Origin of the sequence: Luteibacter sp. 1214 (genome assembly GCF_031455395.1) — a bacterium.
GTDB classification, from domain to species: domain Bacteria; phylum Pseudomonadota; class Gammaproteobacteria; order Xanthomonadales; family Rhodanobacteraceae; genus Luteibacter; species Luteibacter mycovicinus.
On the sequence record NZ_JAVDSQ010000002.1, the window covers coordinates 178,428 to 201,713 of the forward strand.

18 protein-coding genes and 1 pseudogene are annotated in these 23,286 nt (G+C 61.6%); 4 read left to right on the forward strand and 15 right to left on the reverse strand.

From position 1 onward, the window contains the following. Positions 1-37: 37 nt before the first annotated feature. The 8 genes from J2X57_RS05405 to J2X57_RS05440 form a co-directional block, all read right to left on the reverse strand. Complete coding sequence (locus J2X57_RS05405) at positions 38-1,489, reverse strand: peptidase inhibitor family I36 protein (RefSeq protein ID WP_309864716.1); 1,452 nt, start codon at positions 1,487-1,489, stop codon at positions 38-40. Between the two features lie 227 nt (positions 1,490-1,716). Beyond that, positions 1,717-2,226, reverse strand: coding sequence for a hypothetical protein (locus tag J2X57_RS05410; RefSeq protein WP_156128570.1), 510 nt, complete (start codon positions 2,224-2,226; stop codon positions 1,717-1,719). A gap of 77 nt (positions 2,227-2,303) precedes the next feature. After that, a complete protein-coding gene (locus J2X57_RS05415) occupies positions 2,304-3,767 on the reverse strand; it encodes an efflux transporter outer membrane subunit (RefSeq protein ID WP_309864719.1) in 1,464 nt (487 codons plus the stop codon). Then, positions 3,751-4,938, reverse strand: coding sequence for an efflux RND transporter periplasmic adaptor subunit (locus tag J2X57_RS05420; protein ID WP_036110262.1), 1,188 nt, complete (start codon positions 4,936-4,938; stop codon positions 3,751-3,753). The genes J2X57_RS05415 and J2X57_RS05420 overlap by 17 nt, the downstream gene beginning before the upstream one ends. Then, on the reverse strand, positions 4,928-8,167 hold the full coding sequence (locus J2X57_RS05425) for an efflux RND transporter permease subunit (RefSeq protein ID WP_309864721.1): 3,240 nt from the start codon (positions 8,165-8,167) through the stop codon (positions 4,928-4,930). Before J2X57_RS05425 ends, J2X57_RS05420 begins: the two co-directional genes overlap by 11 nt. Before the next feature lie 188 nt (positions 8,168-8,355). Continuing rightward, positions 8,356-9,768 (reverse strand): ATP-binding protein, encoded by a 1,413-nt coding sequence (locus tag J2X57_RS05430; protein ID WP_036110256.1) that lies wholly within the window; start codon positions 9,766-9,768, stop codon positions 8,356-8,358. Further along, on the reverse strand, positions 9,765-10,430 hold the full coding sequence (locus tag J2X57_RS05435; protein WP_043695902.1) for a response regulator: 666 nt from the start codon (positions 10,428-10,430) through the stop codon (positions 9,765-9,767). The genes J2X57_RS05430 and J2X57_RS05435 overlap by 4 nt, the downstream gene beginning before the upstream one ends. A 221-nt stretch (positions 10,431-10,651) precedes the next feature. Continuing rightward, positions 10,652-10,855 carry a hypothetical protein gene (locus J2X57_RS05440; RefSeq protein WP_156108678.1) on the reverse strand — a complete coding sequence of 68 codons (204 nt, stop codon included), beginning with the start codon at positions 10,853-10,855 and terminating at the stop codon, positions 10,652-10,654. Between the two features lie 98 nt (positions 10,856-10,953). Here J2X57_RS05440 and J2X57_RS05445 point away from each other — a divergent pair, with 98 nt between their 5' ends. After that, a complete protein-coding gene (locus J2X57_RS05445) occupies positions 10,954-11,184 on the forward strand; it encodes a hypothetical protein (protein ID WP_309864729.1) in 231 nt (76 codons plus the stop codon). 60 nt (positions 11,185-11,244) lie between these two features. On the opposite strand, the pseudogene J2X57_RS05450 reads toward J2X57_RS05445, so the two are convergent. The 5 genes and pseudogenes from J2X57_RS05450 to J2X57_RS05470 all read right to left on the reverse strand — a co-directional run bounded on the left by J2X57_RS05450 (position 11,245) and on the right by J2X57_RS05470 (position 19,984). Beyond that, positions 11,245-12,289: pseudogene (locus tag J2X57_RS05450) on the reverse strand (IS3 family transposase). Positions 12,290-12,565: 276 nt separating this feature from the next. After that, complete coding sequence (locus J2X57_RS05455) at positions 12,566-12,934, reverse strand: ankyrin repeat domain-containing protein (protein WP_308846182.1); 369 nt, start codon at positions 12,932-12,934, stop codon at positions 12,566-12,568. Then, the gene (locus J2X57_RS05460; protein ID WP_309864732.1) at positions 12,924-17,435 is read right to left on the reverse strand and encodes an RHS repeat-associated core domain-containing protein; all 4,512 of its coding nucleotides are present in this window, start codon (positions 17,433-17,435) and stop codon (positions 12,924-12,926) included. The genes J2X57_RS05455 and J2X57_RS05460 overlap by 11 nt, the downstream gene beginning before the upstream one ends. 151 nt (positions 17,436-17,586) lie before the next feature. Next, the gene (locus J2X57_RS05465) at positions 17,587-18,744 is read right to left on the reverse strand and encodes a DUF6538 domain-containing protein (protein ID WP_308846180.1); all 1,158 of its coding nucleotides are present in this window, start codon (positions 18,742-18,744) and stop codon (positions 17,587-17,589) included. A 298-nt stretch (positions 18,745-19,042) separates the two neighbouring features. Next, positions 19,043-19,984 carry an aromatic alcohol reductase gene (locus J2X57_RS05470; RefSeq protein ID WP_309864734.1) on the reverse strand — a complete coding sequence of 314 codons (942 nt, stop codon included), beginning with the start codon at positions 19,982-19,984 and terminating at the stop codon, positions 19,043-19,045. A 96-nt stretch (positions 19,985-20,080) separates the two neighbouring features. On the opposite strand from J2X57_RS05470, the gene J2X57_RS05475 reads away from it, so the two are divergent. After that, entirely contained in the window at positions 20,081-20,512 is a 432-nt protein-coding gene (locus J2X57_RS05475; protein WP_309864736.1) for a helix-turn-helix domain-containing protein, read from the forward strand. Positions 20,513-20,597: 85 nt separating this feature from the next. Here the strand turns inward: J2X57_RS05475 and J2X57_RS05480 are convergent, their stop codons facing one another. Next, positions 20,598-21,569, reverse strand: a complete 972-nt coding sequence (locus J2X57_RS05480) for a hypothetical protein (protein ID WP_309864737.1) — start codon at positions 21,567-21,569, stop codon at positions 20,598-20,600. 130 nt (positions 21,570-21,699) lie between these two features. Next, on the reverse strand, positions 21,700-22,032 hold the full coding sequence (locus J2X57_RS05485) for a helix-turn-helix transcriptional regulator (protein WP_309864739.1): 333 nt from the start codon (positions 22,030-22,032) through the stop codon (positions 21,700-21,702). Between the two features lie 163 nt (positions 22,033-22,195). Here J2X57_RS05485 and J2X57_RS05490 point away from each other — a divergent pair, with 163 nt between their 5' ends. Continuing rightward, positions 22,196-22,543 (forward strand): outer membrane protein assembly factor BamE, encoded by a 348-nt coding sequence (locus J2X57_RS05490; protein ID WP_309864741.1) that lies wholly within the window; start codon positions 22,196-22,198, stop codon positions 22,541-22,543. 12 nt (positions 22,544-22,555) lie between these two features. After that, positions 22,556-23,113, forward strand: coding sequence for a hypothetical protein (locus tag J2X57_RS05495; protein WP_309864743.1), 558 nt, complete (start codon positions 22,556-22,558; stop codon positions 23,111-23,113). Positions 23,114-23,286: the final 173 nt, after the last annotated feature.

Consider the following 23,286-nt stretch of genomic DNA (forward strand, 5'->3'; position numbering starts at 1 on the left):
TGGCCTCGCCTGTGGCCGGACCAGCCGGCGCAGGAAGTTACAGGGACTTCACCGGGTTCTGTGCAAGCACCTGCCAGGCAAGGAACTCCGCGGCCGTGGCCTGCGCAGGGGTGAGTCCCATGCCCGCCGCCGCGGCGTCGTTCGAGCCAAGGCTGCGCGGATCGCGTCCGGTGATCCGACCGAAGGCGATGAAGGCCTCCATGGTGCTGCTGAAAGCGCTGGCGTGGTAACCGTCGACATTCCACGGATCGACCTTGCCCTCGTCGATACCATCGTATGGATTACGGTCGGCGACGCCCTGGGAAACCGCGGCGACGAACCCATCACCGACGGGCAGCATGCCGGCGAGCCCGGCGTTCGTATCCAGTGCCATCTGGTAGTTGTCATGCAGCAAGGCGACTGCCTGCTCGAGGGTCTTGCCCTTCCAGACGCCACCCGCGGCGTAGAGCTGGTCGGCGCGCGCCCAGTTTTCCAGCACGTAGACCGACGCCGCGGGGTTCGGATGGGGGCCGACGGCATGCACGTAGCCTTCCAGCAGCGCCGAGTACTTCAGGAAACTCGCGGGGTTGAGCGGCGCCGATGGATTGAGCGTGCTGTACTCCTGCAGCACCACCACGTCCCACGCTTTCGAGCCGATGAGCGGCAGCCTGTTCTGGTAATGGTACGCAAGGGTCTGACCGCTCACCGCCTCGATGCTCACGTCATAGGACAGGCCAGCGTCGACGGTCATCTGCTTGAAGATACCGGGGACGCCGCCCATGCCGGAACCGTTGAGGTCGGTCACGTTAGCCGCGTTGAAGTGGTAGGCCGGCTCGAACTCGCCGTGCGTAAAGCTGTTGCCTACGAAGAGCACCTTGCGGGCCGGCGTCGGCGTCGGCGTCGGGGGCGTCACCAGCGGGAGCACGTCGAACGACGAGGTGAGGTTGTTGAACTGCAGGTCCGTGAGGTTCGGTGCATCGGCCGTGATTTCCAGCGCGAGGCCGCCACGTCCCGGGTGCTGATAGAGCATCACTCGCGAACCTGCCGGGATGCGCACAGACGAAATCTTGTCGACGACCGGGCCTGACACGATGTCGCCGGTGGCGGCATCGGTGCAGAACGACGCGCCCTGGTACTGGTAGTTCTCGTAGAAACACGTGCCGGATGTCGTGGGAGCGGGTGCCGCTGTCGCGCCATCGACCCGAAAGGACGACGCGAGGTTGTTGAAAGCGACGTTGCTCAGGTTGGGCGTATCCGCCGTAACTTCCAGCACCTTCCCTGTGAAGTCGGGGTGCTGGTAAAGCGTTACCTTCGACCCGTCCGGGACGCGTACGGCTGAGATCTTGTCAACCACGGCGCCGGTGACATAACCCTCGAGCGTCGTCGGGCACCACTCCGCCCCCTGATAGTTGTAGTCGGCATAGAAGCAGAGGCCGCCCGTCGCCGAAGCGGTCATGGAGGCAAGAAGAAGTGGCATAGCCGCGCCCAGGCGGGAAAGCGTTCTGTACATGTCGGTCTCTCCGGTTGATGAGTGCGATTCTTCATCCCCAGCCACGACATCGCCTCCCCCGTACGGGTGTAGAAGCGCGCGAGATATGTGCTGCGCATCACCAAATGAGGCGGAAGATCCGTTATTCGAGAAGGTCTCTTGCCACCCAATATCCTTCTCGTGGGGCGCTTGACCGCGAAACCGGCGCGCTACGCCGGTCTGGGGGGACGTGGCCTGCGGCGTCCGCGTCAGTAGGGCAGCGGATCTGGCTCTTGCGCAACGCTTTCCCAAATGCCATCGAGCAGCAGTTTTCGCGTACGGGCGATGTAACCCGGACGCGCGGCAATCACACGCTCCCGCGCTCGATCGCTGAATGACACGACGGAGCGATCGCGATCGCACAGCGCGGACACAACTGTCGGGCCCTTGTCGTTCGGCACCGAAGCAGGGGCGCCCGCACACAAGGTCTTCACTGGTCCGCTGAAGTGACCGACCCAGATCTCCACGCGGCGCCCGCGTTCCGCTTCGACATCGGCTACGGGCTCGTTGAAAACATCGCCTCGACTGTCAAACGCGGCTGCATTGCCGTTGGCGTCGTGAATAACGAACGGAATATGATCCATCCGTTTGTCCCACAAATCGTAGGTGTCATTCGCCTTGACGGTGCCCGTTTCGGTGACTGCGGCACAGCCGGTCAAGCCACTCGTCGCAAGGAACAGCGCGATAGCGGTTCGCCTGGTCGTTAGTTTGAATCGCACGGGGTATATCTCCCTCTTACGGGCTACGCATGAGTTTCTCGCGAGCTCACGCTCTACGGTGGTGGAAAAGCCTCGGATCAGCGTGAGCTCACCTGAGGCTGGTCTTGAGCAGCGGTATGCCATCCGCCACCCAGGGCGCGGATGAGATCCACGCTTGCCTGGAGCTGCCGCGTGCGTACCAGCTCGGCTGTGCGTTCGGCCTTGAGCGCCGCGGTCTGCGCCGTGACTACCTCCAGATAGCTGACGACGCCCTCGTTGTATCGGTTGGTCGCCAAGGTCTCGGACTGCTTGGCGGCGTCGGCCGCTGCCGTCTCCTGCTGGCCTTCCCGGCCTAGCTCCTGAAGCAAGGACAGGTTGTCTTCGACTTGCTGGAACGCGTGCAGCACCAGGCCGCGGTACTGCGCTGAGGCCGCAACAAACTCAGCTTTGGCTTCCGCCTCGCGGCCGCGCCGCGCGCCGCCGTCCAATAGATTGAGAGAGACCAACGGGCCAAGGCTCCAGAACTGGTTGCTGGCCGCCAGGAGATTGCCGTGCCCCACGTCCTGCCAACCCAACGCAGCTCCCAGGCTGATGGTGGGATAAAAAGCCGCCCGCGCGACGCCAATGCCAGCGTTGGCCGCGAACGCACGCCGTTCGGCGGCCGCGATATCAGGCCGGCGCTCCAACAAGGTCGAAGGCACCCCCAGCGGAATGCGTGGCAGGGTCAGAGCCGTGGTCTGGGCGGGCAGGAAAAAGGTCGACGGGGATTCGCCGACCAACGCAGCGATGGCGTGCTCGGTGAGTGCCCGCTGCACACGCAGCTCCGTTTCCTGGGCCTGGGCATCGGCGTATTGCGCGTTCGCGCGGGCAAGATCCAGCCCCGACGAAATACCGCCATCCATGCGCTTTTGCGTGATCGACTGGCCCTTGCCGAACGCGGCCAACGAGTCCTGGACGATGCGCAGCTCCACATCATCCCCCCGCAGTGCGATGTACAAGTCCGCAAGGCGCCCCTGGAGGCTCAGGCGGGCGGAGGCCAGGTCCGCCTCCGCCGCAACGCTACGCGCCTTGCCTTCGGCCACTTCATTGCGAATCCGGCCCCATAGATCCAGCTCGTAGCTGGCACTGAAGGCGACCGTCCGCGTGTCGTATTCGTTGGGCTGGTTGGAGCCCCGAAGCGGCCGGTTATCGGACTGCCGCGCGTTGGTCGGCGAGGCGTCGATGCTTGCGTGGGGAGACTGTTGCGCCCCAAGCTCCTGGAGATAGGCCCGCGACGCATCCAGACGAGCCAGAGCTACGCCGATGTCGGGGTTGTTGGCGTCCAGTTTGGATTCGAGGCCATCGAGAGTGGGATCGCCGTACACTTTCCACCACGGACCGCGCGCGACAGCATCTTTGGGGTCGGCCTGCGTCCAACCTTCGGGATTAGCGGCGCCCTTAAAGGCCTCCGGCAGGGCACCGGCGTTGGGCTTCACGTAGTCCGGCGCCAGCGAGCAGCCGCCCAGCGCCATGAAAAAGACCAATGCTCCCCCACGGATGGCAAGATCATGCTTTCTTGGCATGGTGGCTCTCGTCGGTGGCAGCGGGGGCCAACTGGACCAGATCGCCTTGGCTCAGCGAATCGGTAGGATGATCGATGATGCGGTCGTCCGGCTGAAGGCCCTGGTCGATCTCCAGCTTGTCGCCCAGGTCCATCGCGATGTGTACATCGCGCAGCACCACATGGTGGTCCTTGCCGAGCACCGCGATCTGCGGCCCCTGCGCGCGAAACAGGAGGGTCGTGGCCGGAACGGTCACCGTGTGGGCGTCGGCGTGTGTGGAGAGCTGCACCTCGGCAAAGTCGCCCGGCAACAGATCCTGGCGCGGATTGTCGACCTTGAACTGCGCCAGCAACGTGCCGGAGGCCCGGTTGATGGCCCTGGACGTCCCGATGAGCGTGCCGTCGACCGTCTCGCCGCCATGGCCCAGCACGAGCAACTTCACCTTCATTCCGGGGACGATGGAGGACGCGTAACTTTGCGGCACCTGCGTGTACAGGCGCATTTTGCTGGTATCGGCAATGGAAAAGAGCGGCTCGCCCCCGCTGGTGTTCGCCGTGATAAGGTCGCCGATGTCCGTGTTACGCGCCGTCACCGTCCCGTCGAACGGCGCGACGATGCGTTTGAATGATTCCAACGCGGCCAGGCGGTCTACATCGGCCTGGGCGCCCAGCTGATTGGCGCGCGCCGTCTCCGCTTCGCTCGACTTTTCATCCGACTCCTGCTTGGACACCGAATGCGACGCGAGCAGGTTCTGCCAGCGCCTGGCGGTGGTGTCGGCCAGGCGCACATTGGCCTGGGCGCGCACCAGTTCGGCTTTGGCCTGTTCGAACTGCTGATCCAGTTCCGGCGTGTCGATGAGCGCCAGAACCTGGCCGGCTTTGACTTTTTCGCCGATGTCGACATTCCACTGCTTCAGATACCCTCCGACCCGTGCGTGGATGGGGGTGGCAATCCATGCATCGAGGTGACCCGGCAGCGTCAGACCCTGGTTGGCGCTGAGCGCAGAGGCAGAAATGACCTGCACGCTCGGCGTAAGTTGCGCCTGGGTCCACGTCGTCAGCTCGTGGGACTCCACGGACCGCAGAGACAGACCCGCAATCACCCCAACGGAGGCCAGGCCTAAGCCGATGGCCAGAATCAAACGGACACGGGGAGGCCGCCCGGGTATCGCGGCGGTGGCTTCATGCGACATGGGAGTGATCTCCGATAAGCGGCTGTTTGGAAGGGGCGGGAGCAGGCCGGCCGTGGACGATCGCGAAGATGACCGGCACAAACAGCAAGGTGGCAAGCGTGGCGAACATGAGGCCGCCGATGACCGCGCGACCCAGCGGGGAGTTCTGTTCCTGGCTGAGCGCCATGGGCAGCATGCCGATGATCATCGCCAGCGCCGTCATGCACACCGGACGGAAGCGGGTAAAACCGGCCTCGAGCGCCGCCTTGACCGGGTCCCCATGCTCGGCCAGCCGCTCGCGGCAGAAGGTCACCACCAGGATCGCGTTCGCAGTGGCCACGCCCATGCACATGATGGCCCCGGTGAGCGCGGGCACGGACAAACTGGTGTGCGTGAGAAACAGCATCCAGACGATGCCGGCAAGCGCTGCCGGGAGGGCGGTGATGATGACGAACGGGTCCATCCACGATTGGAAATTGACCACGATGAGCAGGTAGATGAGGACCACAGCCCCGACCAGACCGAACAACAGACCGCTGAAGGCTTCGTTCATCGTGCCGACCTGCCCGTGCAGGCTGACCAGGGTGCCCTTTGGCCGTTGACTTGCAAACTGCGCCAGAACCTTTTCCACATCACTGGCCACGCCCCCCAAATCCCGGCCTTGAATCGAGGCATAGATGTCGTACGACGGCATGATGTTGTAGTGAGAGACCACCGCATCGCTGGGCCCGCGGGTGAAGCTAGCCAGACCACCCAGAATTTGCGTGGCACCGTTGCCCGAGGAGGTCACCGGCAGCGCCTTCAGATCGGACATGGAATCCATGAGGTATTGCGGCGTCGAGGCGACGATGGCGTAGGACACGCCGTTTTTCGGATTGAGCCAGAAGGCCGGGGCGACCTGCGAGCTGCCTGCCAGAGACGCCACCATGCTATTGGTGACATCCCGCTCGGTGATGCCGAACCCATCCGCCCGTACCCGGTCCACTTTGACGTTCAACTGCGGGTAGCTCGAGCTTTGCTGCAAGCGGACATCGACGATGCCATCCACCTTGCGCAGCTCCTTCATAATTCTTTCTGAGTAGGCTTCGTTGGCCACGCGATCACGTCCGGCGATGGAGACATCCAGCGGCGAGGGCGAACCAAAGTTAAGGATCTGACTGGTCATGTCGGCCGGCAGGAACGCGAACTGGGTGCCGGGGAATTCGCGCGGAAGCTTTTCGCGCAATTGCTTCATGAAATCGGCCGCCGGCCGATGGCCTTCCTTCAAGGCGATCTGGATATCGCCGTCCTGCGAGCCGATGGTACCGCTGCTGCTGTAAACCAGGTTCACGCCGCTCAGCGGAAGGCCGATGTTGTCGATGATGGTGTCGAGCTGATCGGGCGGAATGACGGCGCGGATGGCGCGTTCGATGTGATCGAACTCGGCCGCCGTCTCTTCGACCCGGGTGCCCATGGGCGCGCGCACATGCATCGAGATCGATTCCGAATCCACGGTCGGGAAGAAATCCCGACCCAATGCAGGAATCAGCGCAAAGGACACCACGACGAACCCGAGGAAGCCGACGACAAAGCGCTTCCGGCTGTCGAGAGCCACCGCCAGCAAGCCGTAGTAGCCGTCGCGGACCTGCGTGAAGCGCTGCTCAAAGCCCATCTGAAACCGCAGCAGCCCGCGCACTACGGCACTGCGGCGCTTGCGACCGTGCTGATCGCCCTCGTGATGATTGAGATAGGCGTCCTCGGGATGCGCACCCTCGCCGCCTTCCACATGGTGAGGCTTGAGCAAGAACATCGCGAGCGTCGGCACCAGCGTGCGGGACAGCATGAAGGAGGACACCATGGCGAAGATCACCGCCAGGGCCATCGGGCGGAACAGGAAGCCGGCGATACCGTCGAGCATGAACATCGGCACGAAGACGATGCAGATGCACAGCAGCGACACGAAGGCCGGCGTCACGATCTGCCTGGCGCCGTCCATGATGGCGTCCATCACGCCCTTGCCTTGCTCCAGATGCCAGTTGATGTTCTCGATGGTCACCGTGGCGTCGTCGACCAGAATGCCCACCGCCAACGCCAGGCCGCCCAGGGTCATCACATTCAAGGTCTGTCCGAACAGCGACAGCAAGGCAATGGCCGACAGGATGGACAGCGGGATGGACAACGCGATGATGACCGTCGAGCGCCAGCTGCCGAGGAACAGCAGAATCATCACGGAAGTCAGAAGAGCTGCGATGACGCCCTCGCGAGCCACCGAGGCCACGGCGGCTTTGACAAAGATGGACTGATCGCTCAGCAGATGCATCTGCAGCGACTTGGGTTGGGTCTCGGCAATGAGCGGCAACAGCTTCTTGATGCCGGCCACCACGTCCAGGGTCGACGCGTTGCCGTTCTTCAACGCGGGCATCAGCACGGCGCGTTTGCCGTCCACGCGGACCACATTGTTTTGCGGCGGCGCACCGTCGCGCACATGGGCCACATCGCCGATGGTGATCGTCGCGCCGTTGACGGTCTTGATGGGCAGGTTGTTCAGCTCATCGATGGCCGTTGGGCTGTTGTTGAGTTGGACGTGATACTCGTAAGTCCCAATCTTGGCCGTGCCCACGGGAATAATCTGGTTCTGTGCAGCCAACGCGTTGCCCACGTCTTGCGCTGAAAGTCCCTTCGCGGCCAGGGAGCGCGGATTCAAGTCCAGCGTTACTTGCTTTTGTTTGCCGCCGTACGGCGTCGGTATGGCCACACCAGGCACTGAAATCAGCGTCGGGCGCATGAAGTTCTGCGCGATGTCGCGGATGGTGGCTTCCGACAAGACCGGGCTCGACAGGGCCATCTGCAGCACCGGCACCGTCGAGGCGTTGTAATTGAGGATGAGCGGCGGTGTGATGCCTGGCGGCATCTGCTTGACCACCGTTTGCGAGATGGAGGTCACCTGAGCCGTGGCTGTGCGAATGTCCACGCCCGGCTGGAAGAAAATCTTGACAATGCCAACGCCCGGCAACGACTGCGACTCGATGTGCTCGATGTCGTTGACCGAGGTGGTCAACTGGCGTTCGTAGTAATAGATCACGCGGCCCGACATCTGGTCCGGCGGCAGGCCGTTATAGGTCCACACGACGCTGATGACCGGGATACCGATGTTCGGAAAGATGTCTGTTGGCGTGCGCAAGGCGGCCAGCGGACCGGCGATGAGGATCAACAGCGCCAGCACGATGAAGGTGTATGGACGCGAGAGGGCGATGCGAACGAGGGCTAGCATGCGGCGAGCCCGTGAGCCAATAGAGATGGCGGCGTCATGACGCGGACGGGTCGCTGCGCATGGCGCAGTGGCGCGGAAGGTTTCATCGGCGGTATCGCTCGGATCTGACCCGGGCAGAAGTGCCCTGGGTCATTATCCGAACCGATTCTTGTGGAAATCTTTTGTGCTCCGAATCTGTCGCTCGGCGCTCAGCGTTTACTCGCGGCGTCGGTCAGCGGATCCATCAGGATGTGCACCAGAAGTCCATTGCCCGACGGGGCCTCCAGAAGCGCGATGGACCCGTCGTGCAGCTCTACCGCGCGCTGGACGATGCTGAGCCCAAGGCCGTAGCCCGGCTCTTTCATGTCCGCACCACGGTAGCCACGTTGAAAGGCAGCCTCCCTGCGGTCCTTGGGAATGCCGGGCCCGTCGTCGGAGACCGCAATCAGGATCTTGCCGTCCAGGCGGCACACAGCCACATCGACCTGGCCACGCTCCGGGGTGTAACGGAGTGCGTTTTCAATCAGGTTGCGAAACATCGCCGTGAGTGCGACCTCATGGCCCGACACCCACAATTCGGGCTCTTCGTGGTTGAGGCTCAGGGAGATGTCTTTCTCCGCGATGACGGGGGCCAACTCTTCGATGACCTCGGTGGCCACCATGACCAGGTCCAGAGGGACGCGGTGTTGTGAGGCGGCCCCGGCTTCCAAACGCGCGACCGCAAGAATTTGCTCGATGCGGCGTCCCAGGCGGACCAGGCTTCGCCGCGCGTTGCCGACGGTGTATTGAACCTCGGCCGGGTCGTCGGCAATGAGCGCGCTTTCCATGTGAATCATGGTGGCTGCCAGCGGTGTGCGCAGCTCATGCGCCACATCGCCAGCAAATCGGTGCTCTCGTTCGACCGCATCTTCCAACCGCTCGAGTTGCTGATTGAGCGTCTCGATCAGTGGCTTGATCTCGTCGGGAGAGCGGTCGATGGAGATGAGCTTGCGACTGCCCGGTTCGCGCTGCGCGAGCACTGCAGTCAGCACACCCAGAGGCTTGAGTCCCTGTTTGACCGCGAGTCCTGCCAACACGGCGAGCAGAGGCAGCCCGATGATGAGCGGCAACGCGTGCTCAAGGATGAGACCGCGGGTGATGTCCGACCGGTTATCTGCCCGCTCCCCAATCCGCACCGTCAGGTCGAAGCGGTTGGTGAGGGTGAACAGTCGCCATTTGACCCCGTTATATTCGGCTTCATGAAACCCGCGTTCCCCAGGAGCCGGTGGGGGCAGGTCCGCCAGATTGGCGGTTGCCGCGACCAGTTTGCGCTGGGGGTCATACGCCTGAAAGCCGACTTCGGGCTCGTAGTTGCGTGGATGGACCGATACGACGACGGTACCCTTTTGCGCCTCGGTCGCGAGCTGCAGCGTCTTCGCCGGATCCTGTACTCCGTAGTTGCCATGCCCGTAGGCAATCAAGGTGCCCAGCGTTCGCCCGGCCTGGGCCAAACGCCCATCGAGCAACTGATTCATCTCGTGGAGTTCGCGCTGGTAGCTGATGGTCCCCAGCGGAATGAGCACGGCCACCTGGACAAGGATGATGAGCCAGGTGAGTCGCGCGCGCAGGCTGCTGGAGGTCACTTGGGTTCCCGGGGCATCATGTAGCCAATGCCGCGCACCGTGTGGATGACCTCGGGACTCAACTTCCGGCGCAGCCAGTGCACATGCACTTCGATGGCGTTGCGATCCACCACTGTGTCATATCCGTAGACCGACCCTTCGAGCGTTTCGCGGCGAACGATGCGGCCGGCGCGCTCGGTCAGGATGCGCAGCACCGCGAACTCCCGCCGGGTCAAGGTTACCATTTCACCCCGAAAGGTAACGCCATTCGTAGCCAGGTCCAGCACCAGACTGCCCACCTCCACTCGATTGTCCACCAGGCCCTGCGCGCGGCGGGTCAGCGAGCGAATACGTGCCGCCAGTTCCCCCAGGTCAAACGGCTTGACCAGGTAATCGTCTGCGCCCAGGTCCAAGCCCTTGATGCGCGACTCTGTCGCATCCCGCGCGGTCATTACCAGGATGGGCGTTTTCACCCCCGCGCGGCGTGCTTCAAGCAGCACTTCCAAGCCGTCTTTCCCAGGCAGGCCCAGGTCGAGCAAGATCAAGTCGATGCCCGTGTCAGACAACGACGCCGCGCCTTGCCTGCCGTCGGTCAGCCACGTTACCGCGTAAGACTGGTGCTCAAGCGCATGCTTGATGGCCTCGCCCAACTCGATGTCGTCTTCAAGTAGCAAGATGTGCATGCGGTACGGGCTCGAGGAACGAAAGCGACCATGATCGCCGGAGAGTCTTTTGCCAACCTTTTGTGCCCTGGCATCCAGTCTACGCCAGGGCAGTGACGCGATGTCTGGTCTCAACCGGCTCTTGCAGGAGCCCGAACTCCGTCTGGACCGCAGCCCCCCGGGCCACGCTTGCCCCGCCCTGACCGGCCGATTGGGCTCTCCATCGATCGACCGCTGCGGATTCACATGACCAACCCCCTGCCCGCCTTGCTCACCGCCCTGAACCACGCCATCGAGGCTGTTGCGCGCAATGACGACCCTTGGCTGCGCTCGATCGCCATCGCCGCCCTCCAGTGCGAGTTGGGGACCTGGTCTATCGGGTGCCCGCGGACCCCGACATCGCCCTCCCGCTCCAGCGCATTGCGCGCATGGTGGAGAATATTCATGAGGGCCATTCCGCCCCGTTCTGTTCGACGAGGCCGCGCCGCATCGAGGTGGTGTAGAGCGGGTCGGTCGCATAGGTGTTGGTGTAGGGATCGAGGATGTGATCATCCGCCGTGGCGAGGACCTCTCACCCGGCCTGATCGAGAGCTACCTTGAGAGACATCGCGCCGTCAAAGAATGCTGCGTGGTCGGAATCGACGACACCGACCTGGGCGAGGTACCTGTGGCATTTGTTGTCGCCCGAGGGGCCATACGATTGAAGTCGGCGCCCAACGGCAATATGCGTACGACGCCTTTTCAAGGGTATATGTCCCTGCCCATATCCACGTGATACCGACACTCCCAACCGGCAGCTTGGTCAACGCGCTCACGGCCCGACGTCCCCCCGCCTTCAGTAGCGGTCCGGTTTGAGTCCGGGATTTACTGTAACTGTTTTGCGTAGGCGGCGGGCGTCAGCCCGCCCAATGCTTTTTTCGGTCGCTCCTCGTTGTATTCACGGCGCCAGTTTTCGATTTCCGTGCGTGCGTGCAGAAGGCTGGGAAACCAGTGCTCGTTGAGGCATTCATCGCGTAGCCGTCCGTTGAACGATTCGATGTAGGCATTCTGGTTCGGCTTGCCGGGCTCGATATGCCTCAATTGCACGCCACGGTCGTGAGCCCAGGCGACCATCGCCTTGCCACAGAACTCCTTTCCGTTATCGCTACGAATTACCCTGGGTAGGCCGCGCGTGACGGCTAGGCGATCCATGACGCGCGTCACGCCGATGCCCGAGATGGCTCGCTCGATTTCTATGGCGACAGCCTCATGCGTCGCGTCGTCGACGATCGTCAGACATTTGATGACGCGGCCCTCGGCGGTGCGGTCAAACACGAAATCAATCGACCAAACCTCGTTCGCAGCCGCCGGGCGAAGCAGCGGCTGCCTTTCGGCCGGCGGGACTTTCTTTCGCTTGCGCCGCCGCACCTGGAGGCTGGCCTCCTGATACAGGCGATCGACCCGCTTGTAATTCACTGCGTGTCCGGCCTGGCGAAGCTTCAAATCGATCATGCCCACGCCATAGCGTTTATGGCGATTTGCCAGCGCGCAGATCATCTGGCGGAGTTCGACGTTACGGTCGGGGCGCGGCTCATAGTGGTAGGCGCTTGCGCTCATGTCGGCAATCGCCAGCGAACGACGCTCGCTCAGCTCCCGGCCGACCAGACAGCGCACCAGCTCACGCCGGTCCGGTGCGCTCACCATTTTTTTCGCAGAGCGTCTTTAATGACCTCATTTTCCAGAAGCTGCTCGGCCAGCAGCTTCTTCAGTCGGCCGTTCTCACTCTCCAGGTCCTTAAGCCGCTTGGCCTCCGGCACGCTCATGCCACCGAACTTGCTGCGCCACAGATAGTACGAGGCCTCGCTAAAACCGTGCTTGCGGCACAGGTCCTTGACCGGCATGCCGGCCTCGACCTCACGCAGGAACCCAATGATCTGCTCTTCCGAAAAACGCTTCTTCACGTCCAATCTCCTTCTCGTGGGGGATTGGACTCGAAACCGGGCCACTACTCAAATCTGGGGGGACGTCGCATCGACGAGTCGATTCCAGCCAAAGCATCCGAAACCCAAGGGTATGGGCCGCTTGCGGCAGGCCCCGATGTGTCCACATCACGGTTTACCGCAATTCCATCATTCCTTGATATCAGAGCAACAAACCGCTTTTAGAGAAGCACTCCCTTACGACAGGGCTTTGAGGAATTCTTCTATGTCGTGTTCTTTCAGCATCACGGCAAGCTCAATGGGCGTTGTCCCATCATCCGTCTTCCCGTTGGGGTCAGCACCTTCCTCGACAAGCCTCTTGACCACGTCAAGGTGACCCTGTTCCACCGCATTGTGCAGGGGCATGTAGCCATGCTCACCCCTGTTGTTGACGTCAACGCCTGCAGACAGGAGCGTTTCTACCTCAGACATGATTCCACGTGTCGCAGCGATGTTGATGGGCTTGTCCCCAAAAAGACTCGTCGTGCCGACATCATCGAGAACCATCTCGGAATACTCCGGCAGCTCAGCGTATTCGGCCAGAAGTGCTGCAACGTCATTTTTCACAGCCGTCTCCACAGTTCTTTCTTACAAAATCCTCGAGTTTCTCGATTGCACGCCGGGTATTCGCGATTTCGGTCATGTGACCCGGGTCGCCATCGTCGTACCACTTTGCACTGTATGCCTCGCGAAGCTGAAGGCATTGCTTGAGGCGGACGATGTTGGCCTTGGCATCCTTGCACTTGTCTCCGGTCTTCGGAGGCGGTGTTTTACAAACCTGGGTATATTCCCTTCTATCGAGCGCCTTTTGTACCCGGTCTACATTGGACATTGTGCTCATGGAAAGGATGGAAGCACCACCCAGCGACGCCCATCCCCATGAGATGACCTCGTATACCGCAGCGCCCTCGATTACACACGCATCTTCAATGCATGTTCCTTTCGGGTCGACCTGAAGCATCGGATTGCTCAAGGCATACGCATATGTATTTGTACCACCCTCAAGGCCGACGGGGTCGCTCTGGATATACCGCCCCGTCGCCGCCTCATAGTCCCGGTTGACGTTGTAGGCCAAACCTGACTCTGCGTCGAAGTACTGCCCCGGATAGCGCAGGTTGAGCACGTAACCGCTGGATGACACTGGCGCCTTTTCGCCAAACGGGTTGCCTGCGTACGCCCACTGCCAGAGCACCGTGCCGGCGGCATTGGTGACAACGCGCGGGGAACCCAGACCGTCTGCATGGATGAAGTTGACCGTCGCTGCCGTTCCGTTGCGGTCGACCACCCCCACCGGCAGTCCCTCCATCCAGATGTAATCCCGCGTGGCCGCCCCGGTGCTTTCACCGAGCAGGCGACTGTCTTCGTCGTAATCAAATCGGGTGGAAACCCCACCAGCTACCTTCTGGACTCGCTGACCCAGCGCATTGAGGACATAGCTGCCGACCGTTGCGCCACCATTCTGGACGACGGTCAGGCGGTTGCGCTGGTTGTAGCCAAAGCCATAGGTGCCCGAAGCCAGCACATTGGCGGTCGTGTTGCCGCGAGCGTCGACCTGGCGGGTGGTTGTGCCAACCCCGGTCAACTGATGCGTACCGGTCTTGTACGTGTAGCTGCCGGTCAGCATGCCGGGCGCGACTTTCGACAACCGGTCGCCCGTCTTGTTGTAGGTGTACGCCTCGACCGCCTTGCCATCCGCAGCATTGACGCCCGTCAGACGATACAGCGCATCGTAGCCGTAGGTCTCCGCCGGGGTCGCCACACCTGCCGTGTCGCCGAGGGCGATGACATTGCCCATGGCGTCGCGCTTGAGATGCAGTGAAAACGCGGTGCTTGCGATGTCGGTGAGCTGACCGGTGGCGTCAAACGTGCGAGTGACCGTCTGGCTGTTGCCGAGCTTGTAGCTCGCCACCGGGCCGAACGGCTGGTAGGTGACGTTGCTGGCAACAGTCGTTGCAGTACCACCGGAGGGGGTGGCCGTGACCGAGTTGATGCGCCCTGCCCCGTCGCGGGCATAGGCAACCACAGTGCCGTTGGCGGTCGTCACGGACTTCAACCGGTTGCCGGGCGTCCAGGTGTAGACGGTGGTCCGGGTCTCGGTGCCCACCGTCTGCTGCTTTTTCACGACATTGCCGCGTCGGTCGTAGCAATACACCAGCCCACCATTGCCCTCGATGACCCGGGTCAGGCGGCCCTTGCCGACACTGCCCGTGCAGCTGGTAACGGAGTCGGCTTCGTCGAACTTGTAGGCGACGTTGAGCGTGGTGTCGGCATAGGTGCGAGCGGTGCGTCGACCAAGGGCGTCATACGTGGATGCCGTGGAGATGCTGACCGCATCGACCGAGTTGACTGGGTTCCCACTGATGTCGAAACCAAGGCTGCTCGTCCCGGTGTCCGGGCTGTGCAGTGCTTTGGCGTTGTCCAAGGCATCGATGTCGTAGGTGGTGTTAAGTCCGTCCGGGTCACTGACGCCGACTACACGGTCAACAGCATCGAAACTGGTTACAGACTGGCTGTTGGCTGTGGCGCTGCTGCTCCCTTGATAGTCCTGCAAGGTGCTGACGAGGCGGTTGAGCCCGTCGTACACCTGCTTTTGCTGCACTGACAGGCCATCCTGGCTGTGGACCAGGTTGCCATTGGCGTCATAACTGTCGGCAAGGGCCGCGTTGAACACCGTCCGGTTGAGACCATCGGTCAAGGCGGTCAGCTGGCCGAGGGTATTGAACGTGCGGCCCACGGAGCGAACCACGGTGCCAGCGGGGTCAAAGACCTGCTCGGCCGTGCGGTTGCCGGCATTGTCCAGGGTGTAGTGAACGCGTGCGCCAACGCCATCCGTGATATCGGTCAGGCGGTGGGCGGCGTCATACGTGTAGGTGGTCACCACCCCATCCGCATCCGTGACCGAATGGACGGTGCCCGTCGGGTCATAGGCGATGGTGGTGGTTGCATCAAGGGTCGAGGGCGCACCTGACGCGTTGGCACGAAGGGTCTTGGTCGCCAGCCACCCCCGGGCGGTGTAGGTATAGTCAGTCAAGACCCCGTTCGGGTCCTTCATGCGAGTCACCCGCCCCGCCTTGTCATACGACACATACGTGGTGACAAGCCCTGTCCCGCCCGTCGTCGACTTGAGGTCACCGAGGTGATGGCAGGCACCACCCACTGTGGCGCAGCCCGACTCGTCCGTGGTCGGGTACCAGGCGTAGGACACGGTGTCGGTGACATCCGTGCGCGGGCCGTCGGTTTTCAGCAGCAGGCCAACCAGCGGACAGGTCGTGGTGTTGACGGCCGTGCAGTAGGTCATAACTGAGCGGCGGACACCGGCAGGGGCCATCCCGGTCGGGGCACAGGTGTAAGACGGCGCGGCGGCCGGGTCAATCAGGCACTGGGCGGTGGGTTGTCCCGCTGCGTTGTACGCCCAGCCTTCCTTGCTGACCACTTTGCCGGTGTTTTCCTTGACCGTGCGCACCAGGGGGAGACGAAGGGCCGTATTCCACGTGGTATCGGTGGTCCGCTGGTCCGACGAACCCTTGGCATCAACCTTCGACAACAACAAGCCGTTCGCATCGTATGTTGTGGATGTCTTGTTTCCATTGCCATCAACCTTGGACGCAATGCGACCGTTGGCGTCGTACGTGTAGGTGGTGGTCTGGGTCGTGCAGCCGTCGCACGTCCGCGTGACCGTCATCGGCTTGCTGACACCGAACATGTAAGACACGGTGGTCGTTTCGGTCGCACCAAGGCTGTCGACAACAGCGTACTGCGTGCTGTTCTGGACGCCATGAGGGTCATTCATGACCGCAGTTGGATTCGACCCTGCGGCTCCCACCGTACTGCTTACCGTCGCGTAATACTGGGCATACGTTGTCGTATCGACGCGCGTGCCAAGCTCATCCAGCTGCCCGGTCAGGTCGTTGGCGCCCGCGAAATTGGTCGACCCGTCGTTCTCGCCATAGATGAACTGGCGCGTCGAATTGTCCGGGTACGTCAAAGTAACCAGATTGTTGTTTGCGCCGTAGGAAAACGTGTAGTTCCCACCTGCCGCGTCCTGCATTCCCACCATGCGGTTGCTGGTGTCCCAGGTGAAAACGACACGCCTTCCCTGGGGGTCCGTGATGGAACTCAGATGCCCTTGCGAATCATAGGCAAGGGCTTGTGCCAGTCCGTCCTGACGGGTGATGGCTGAAAGCGTACCAGTCGCATCATAGGTTTCACGCGTCTTGTCGCTCCGCGTGTAGGTCCATCCCGTGATGTTTCCCGAAACGTCTCGGCTCGAATCGAGCGTATCGGCAACGTCTGGGTCGCCGGTCCAGGTCGACCCATTCTGGTCAAACCCATAGACCTTCCCGTCAGGACGAAGCACATAGGCGGAAGTTAGGGTCGAATTACTTTCGACAACAACCCGCATCTGGTAGTTGTGTACCCGGCGTGCGCCAAGGGAGAGCTGATTGGGACCAAGAATTGGAGCGCTTTGGCCGCCGTTGTAGGTGATGTCGAAACGAATGGGAAACGTTCCCTGCCCAGAGAACAGGGCCAGTGTTTCGAACTTGTTGCCAGTCGCCGGGTTGACCGGGTCACCGACCGCGCAAACCGGGCATTGCGGAGCACCCCGGCTTTTGTCCGGGTCCGGCATGGCATCCGGGCATCGCCCCCCCCACGCATCCGCGTTGTACGGACCCCAGGATGAGCCAGGGCACATTGCCCATCGTCGTGCAGATGATGAGTAACCATTATATTGGTAGAACGAACAGTCGATGTAGCCATACACGGCGATTTTTGCGTCATACGAGTCACCGTCCTCATATCCATCGGCGTGTTCGATATCGACACTTAGCAGTCTGTTGACGAGCCCAGCACCGTTCATGCACAACGTGTTGTGAGCATTCCACTCGACTGCAAACGCATCATATGCGGTCTGATATCGGATATTTTCCCAACCACCGTTGTACCAATTGGGGACGTTGTAGAAAATGATGGGTGCGTGCCCTGCTTCCGCGATGCCCCAAAGGCACAACAGGAGAAAGCCGACGCAAAGCTGGCCTAGGCGTGCCCGCAGGCGGGTGGAATGGTCCATGGTAGTCCCCTGAGGGGCGGTACCGCCCCGACGGGCGCGAGCCTAAATGAGGGCGACCGGCCTGTCTGTAGGGGAAATCCTACTTGACGACAACGAACGCTCGCGATGCCCTGTCAACGCGCACAGCGAGCGGCGTATCAGCGCCAACTCCCTAAATCCCATGCCGATCCAGACCACCCAGCCTGCATCTCAACCACTGGCATGGTGAAGTGCAGCCAGCACGGACGGATGATGGCCCGACAGCCAGCGCACGAGGGCTGTATCGTCCAGCAGGCTCCTCGCGACGCCGGCGAGGACGACTCCCTCCAGTACCGCCAGGCCCTCCGCTCTGCCGTTGACCGGCAGCCTTGTCGAGCGGCCGAGTGCTAAACAAGCCAATCAGCGGGGCCCAGAACCAGTGCGGATATTTCGCTGACCACTCGGAAAACGCCACCGGCTCGAAGATGGCGTTGAGCTCGTGCTGAGTAAATGCCCGACCAGTGTCCTCATCTGTATCGAAACTCGAAGCCTTCGCGATTCCCTTCAATGGATTCTTCTGAAGCTTGCCGTCGTCAATGAGGAAATTGAAGAAAGCAGACAGGCGTTGCCGGTGCTTGCTCAGGGTGTGGCCGGCGGGCGGCTCGACACCAGCGACCTTCGCCTTCTTGATGATGTCCTTGACGGTCAGGTCCTTGTTGCCGGGAATCTTCGATGCGTTCCTTGGCCAAAATCCGACTTCATCAAAGAACAATCGACAGTCGTCTGAAGACAGGGCAGACAGCGCATTGTCGCCGATGATGCCGACGAAAAGCCGAAGGGTATGACGGCTGTCGAGAACCGCCTTCTTTTCTCGGCCGGCACGCTCAAGGTCGCCGATATGGACACCAATCTGGTGCGCCAGCATCTCTTCCTTCTTCGTTCGGCCAGGACGAGGTGTTGCGTGAGTCACCGGCTCCGGTGCGGATGCCTCGTTGCTCTCCCGCATGAGCTCGCGGAACCGGCGCTCATCTTCCGGTGTATCAATTTGCACGTTCCGAAAAACGGTCCCATTGGGCAGTTCCACTTCGCCCAGGGTCAGGTCCCGCCGGCCGACACTGTGGGCAGCCTCCAATGCTTTTTTCAGGTCCACGACATTCCCCTGTCTGAGTTGGCCGAACGCTTCGCAGAGTGCCACAGCCATGGTCTCGGCAACCAGCCGAGCACGGTCGCCCTTGGTCATGTGCAGGGGACGGACAAGGAAGCGGGAACCGACCACCCCGAGCAGGTCCGCAGGCACACGGAAGCGGACGTAGAGCCCAGCAGGTCGATGCAGAAAAAGGGGCTTTGGCACGAGGGCGATACCTCAAACGATACCTTTTTGGACGCCGTTTCCGGGTATCGCTGATTGCCTGCAACCGTTGTGCCCCAAGGGCTACAGCAAGTTGTGGAGCGGGTGAAGGGAAGAAGATCAAGATCTTCCGTAACCCCGCCACTGGCGTTTCTGCAGCATTTTCATCGACTTGGGCAGCGGTACCCGAAGCGATACCTCGCGAACGTAGCAGAAGTGCACCTGCCCGGGCTAGCCGGTGCACGACTTCTGCCTCCAAAGCCAGCCCTTCCCGTTAGCCGGGCTAGCTCGCCGTCGGGGTCTATTTACCCGAGAGGTGCTTGCGCGCCCACGCTTCTGCGGTGGTGACAGGAATGGACTGCTGAGCGTTGAACGTCCCGGCTTTGGGCCAGGACACGCCGCGCCCTTGGGCAAATACAGCGCGATATTTCTTGATGTGGTGGGTAGGGTCTTTCTTCAGCTCTTCCAGCAGGTAGGGCACGGTCCAGACGTTCTGCTTGAACGGGCGGCCCAGCACGCGTTCCAGGACACCGGCCACCTCGCCGTAAGTCACCGTGTCGCCGGAGAGGTAGACAATTTCGTTTCGAAAGCGGGGTTCGAAGAAGACGATTTCCGCCGTGAGCACGCCGATGTCGTCGGGGGTCGTGAGCGTCACACTCGTCTCGGGACTGCCGAGGGCGTTGACGGTGTCATGCTCGAAGTCGACCACCTCGAACACGGGCTCGAAGAGGAAACTGGTGAACATGCCCGTCGAAATGATGACCCATTCGGTTTTGTCCTGAGCGCGGAGCAGCTCGCGCACATCTAGCTGGGCATCAAACAGGTCTTGCGGGCTGCCTCGACCAATCACCTCGAAGTCCACGCCGAACTGCCACGGGAAATAGCGCTTCACACCGGACTTCAACGCCACCCGAGCCAGCTTCATGGGGGTTTCGCGGCCCGCGACCATGCCTGCGCAGCCAATGACGGTATCGAACCGGCCAAAGACGGGCGCCAGCTCGTCAATGGAATCGTTAACCAGGTCGGCCGCGACCATCCGAATACCCAGACCTCGCAGTTCGTCGATTTCCGCTTTCTTGCCAGGGTCGGTGGTGTGGATGGTGGATTCCCGCAGGAGGACGCTGATGCTCGACCCCGGGGCACGCGTGGCGACCTTTGCGAGGTTGCGCAACACCGGTAGGCCTAGTTCACCAGCGCCAAGAACGAGAATGGATTGCGGGGGCAATTGCTTGATGTCAGTCATGAGGGTGACAAAGACCTATGCTTGTAAGATGCGCAAATGCTTCCACGATTTGCCACTTGCCGTAAGAAGGCACACGCGTGATACCAGGAGAAACTCATGACCGATGAGGAGACGCTTTACCACGCCGAAGCCGTCTGCCAGACCCTCGGAGAGGACGAAGATGGTGTGCGGCGGGAAGTCCTTGCCCATGCGGGCAGTCGCTGGGCTTTGGGCATCCTTCACGCTTTGGGTGTGAACGGTACGATGCGCCATGCCGAGCTACGGCGGCAGATGACGGGGGTAACACAGCGCATGCTTACCAAGACGCTGCGCGCCATGGAGCGGGACGGTCTCGTGGTCCGGCGCGAGTTTGGCGAGATACCGCCCCGTGTGGAGTATGAGCTGACGCCGCTCGGCATGGGCCTGCTGATACGAATGTCGCCCGTTTGGACCTGGGTCGTGGAAAACGTTGAGGCCGTCCGCGAAGCCAGACGCGACTTCGACAGCCGAGACGGCAAGGGGCCGTATTGGCAAATTCCCATGGACTAAAGACGGATCACGCGTCAGAGTCGCTAATGAAGGCTACCGGCAAGGTGGATGTCCAAGGAGGGCGTCCAAAATTAACGCGGCGCCCTTAAGCTCCCCAGTCTTTGAAGCTGAGGATGGAATCCAAGGATGTCAGCTGCGTTCTCTTTGGAAACAAACCATCCCAGTAAAAGTGCCGAGCACCCGCATTTCCCGCGCCGGACCATTCCACAACGCGGATGGGAAGCTGGGGATATCCGGAAATCAGGTCATTGAGGTGGGTATCCAGCCCTGAGTAGCCGACGATGACAATGCCATCGGACTCCAACAGGGCCGCTTCTAGGAGCTTCCAATAGGCCGACAGAACGTCCGACGCCGCAATCACCGTGGGCTTATGTTTGAAATGGGTCAGCACGATGTGCGAACTTTCGGTGCTCCCGAGCTTTCCGGCGATAGCCTGTGGCATTTTATGGGCGTGTCCGTCGTCGCCGTTGACGAACAGCGGGGAGCCGTGCAGATGCATGTAGTAGCCGAAGGTTTTTTTGTATTTGCGCTCTACATGCTCAATAGCAAAGCCGCCGGCATTTAGGAACCCGTCGACCAGGTATCCGTCGTAGCCCTTGAGCACCTCATTCTCGATGAGCGGCTGATAAAGCAGATTGTCGTAGTTGAGCGTTGCAATATGGGACTGGGTGGCCTTCACGAAATCCACGAGCGGCTCAATAAACTCGGCCGGAAGGCCGGGTTGGTGCCCATGAAACTTGTGCGCGGTATGATAAATAAAGCGGCGAATGGCTTCAGGGAAATGCTTGCCGTGCTCGCTCAGCCAATGGATTCGGTCCTCGCCAATGCGCGAAAGCAACTCGCAGGCCGATAACGCCACTTGAAGGGTATCGAGGTCGTCTTCGCCATGCGGCCGTGCATCAGTCTGGTCCGGTAGGCAGTTCTTAATCAGCGTTTTGCCTACGTCGTCCAGTATCGCGTCGTCAGCCCAAACCTCCCCAATGGCGCGGTCCAAAGAGAAATAGTTCGGGTCGAGGGCCATACCCAGCCCGTTGCCGAAAATGATTGTTTTGCGCACGACTCCCCCTTTGCTTGCCAAGTTCAGACTCACCGCGTAGGGGCAGATTTTGTAGCGCCGCCGTTCGCGGTGTCTGTAGGCGAAGGATTACATGGAGGATGCCGGCTGAACCCTGTCCTCGCGGCAAGAACTAGCGCTCCGAGCCCTCACCGTCACTGCGGAGGGCGGCGTGGGCCTCAAGCATGGCTTCGAAGACCTTGAGCCACGCTTGCATGGAAACCCCCGCGGCCTGGCACCAGTCGCGGACCTGCAACACATCCAGACGCACCACCCCTTGCTCCACCGCGGACACAAAGCTTTGGTTGCTTCCGAGCCGGTCGGCGAACGCCTGCTGCGACAGCTTCGCTGCCACCCGGAGTTCTCGAAAGCTGGCCAGCAAGGCGGCGTTTTCAGGGCGATAGAGCGACTTTCGCCGCTGCGCGGACGCCTTGGGAGCCTTAGGCGGCGGGGATTTGGCAGGCATGGCGAGGTCAACAAACCGGAGGCCGCCCAAAACTACGTGTCTTCCGTAGAATCTAAATCTTTCGTTATTTACCAAATGTTTTGGTAATGTGCAGACGAATACGTTAGCGTTCCCACCACGGCGAAATGGTCGCCGTGGCTCACTACGACCACAGGGGAATTGCATGCTCACTCGTCTTCGTTCGGTTGCTCTCGCCGGCTTAATGACCTTGGCCATCGCCGGTTGCGCGACAACCACTGGCCGGCCCTTCGATTCTGAAGCGGCCTCCCACTTTGTGGATGGCAAGACCACGGCGGCTCAGGTTCGGACGGCGCTCGGCGAACCCGAAACCACGCAGGACAGGGGCGATGGCACGAGCATGTGGGTCTACTCCTACTCCGAGTCGAAAGCAGCCGTCCGGGACTTCGTGCCGTTCGCGGGCGGAAGCAACCACCCGGCCCGACAAATGCTGAGCTTGGTCTTCGACCGCCGCGGCGTGCTCGAGAGCCACACTGCCGCGCGAAGCCGCTGACCGGAGGCCGCCATGTTTGGTTTCATCATTCTGGTGATCGCCATCGTCTGGACGCTATCCGCCCGAAAGCCACTAGGCCCAGTCCTGGGTTGGGGCTCCGGCCTCGCCCTCGCCGCTGGACTCCTGGGCGGCATCGGCATCCTGCCCTTCCTGGGTGGGGCCAACGCGGCTGGCCTGGGCGCCGCTTTCGGCTCGGTGGTGGGCTTTACCCGAACTGTGCGCCATCAGGCGCCCCGTCGGCCCCGCGTCCCCGACGATTTCGGCGCGACCCATGCGCACGATAATTTGGCTTTGAACGCTCGGGACCAAATTTGGGTCCGGGACACGAACGGCGAGGCTGTGGTGCTCTCGAAATACGAGGTCCGCGAGTGGACGCACCTGTGGCAGCCGGACCGAGGTTATAAGGGCAACAATCGGATTGAAATTCGAACCATTCGGCTCGACCGCCCCGTGGTCACCGCCGCGTTTCGCCGGCATCCGGAGACCGTCTTCGGGGCGCCCAAAAATGCTAGGGAGGCCGAGGAGTGGCATGCGAGGCTGGGTGCTTTCATGCAGCGTCAACCGGGCTAATCCGCCATCCATGGGCCACGGCTTGACTCGGCCCTACCACGCCCCTATTTTCGTCACACCACGCCAAGCAATGGCGGCGTGGGCGCTTGTTGCGATGTCAACCGGCAGCGGGGACTCCCCGCCACCGGAACACATTGCTCCCAGCAGCTGAGATATTACGAGTCGGCCAGCAA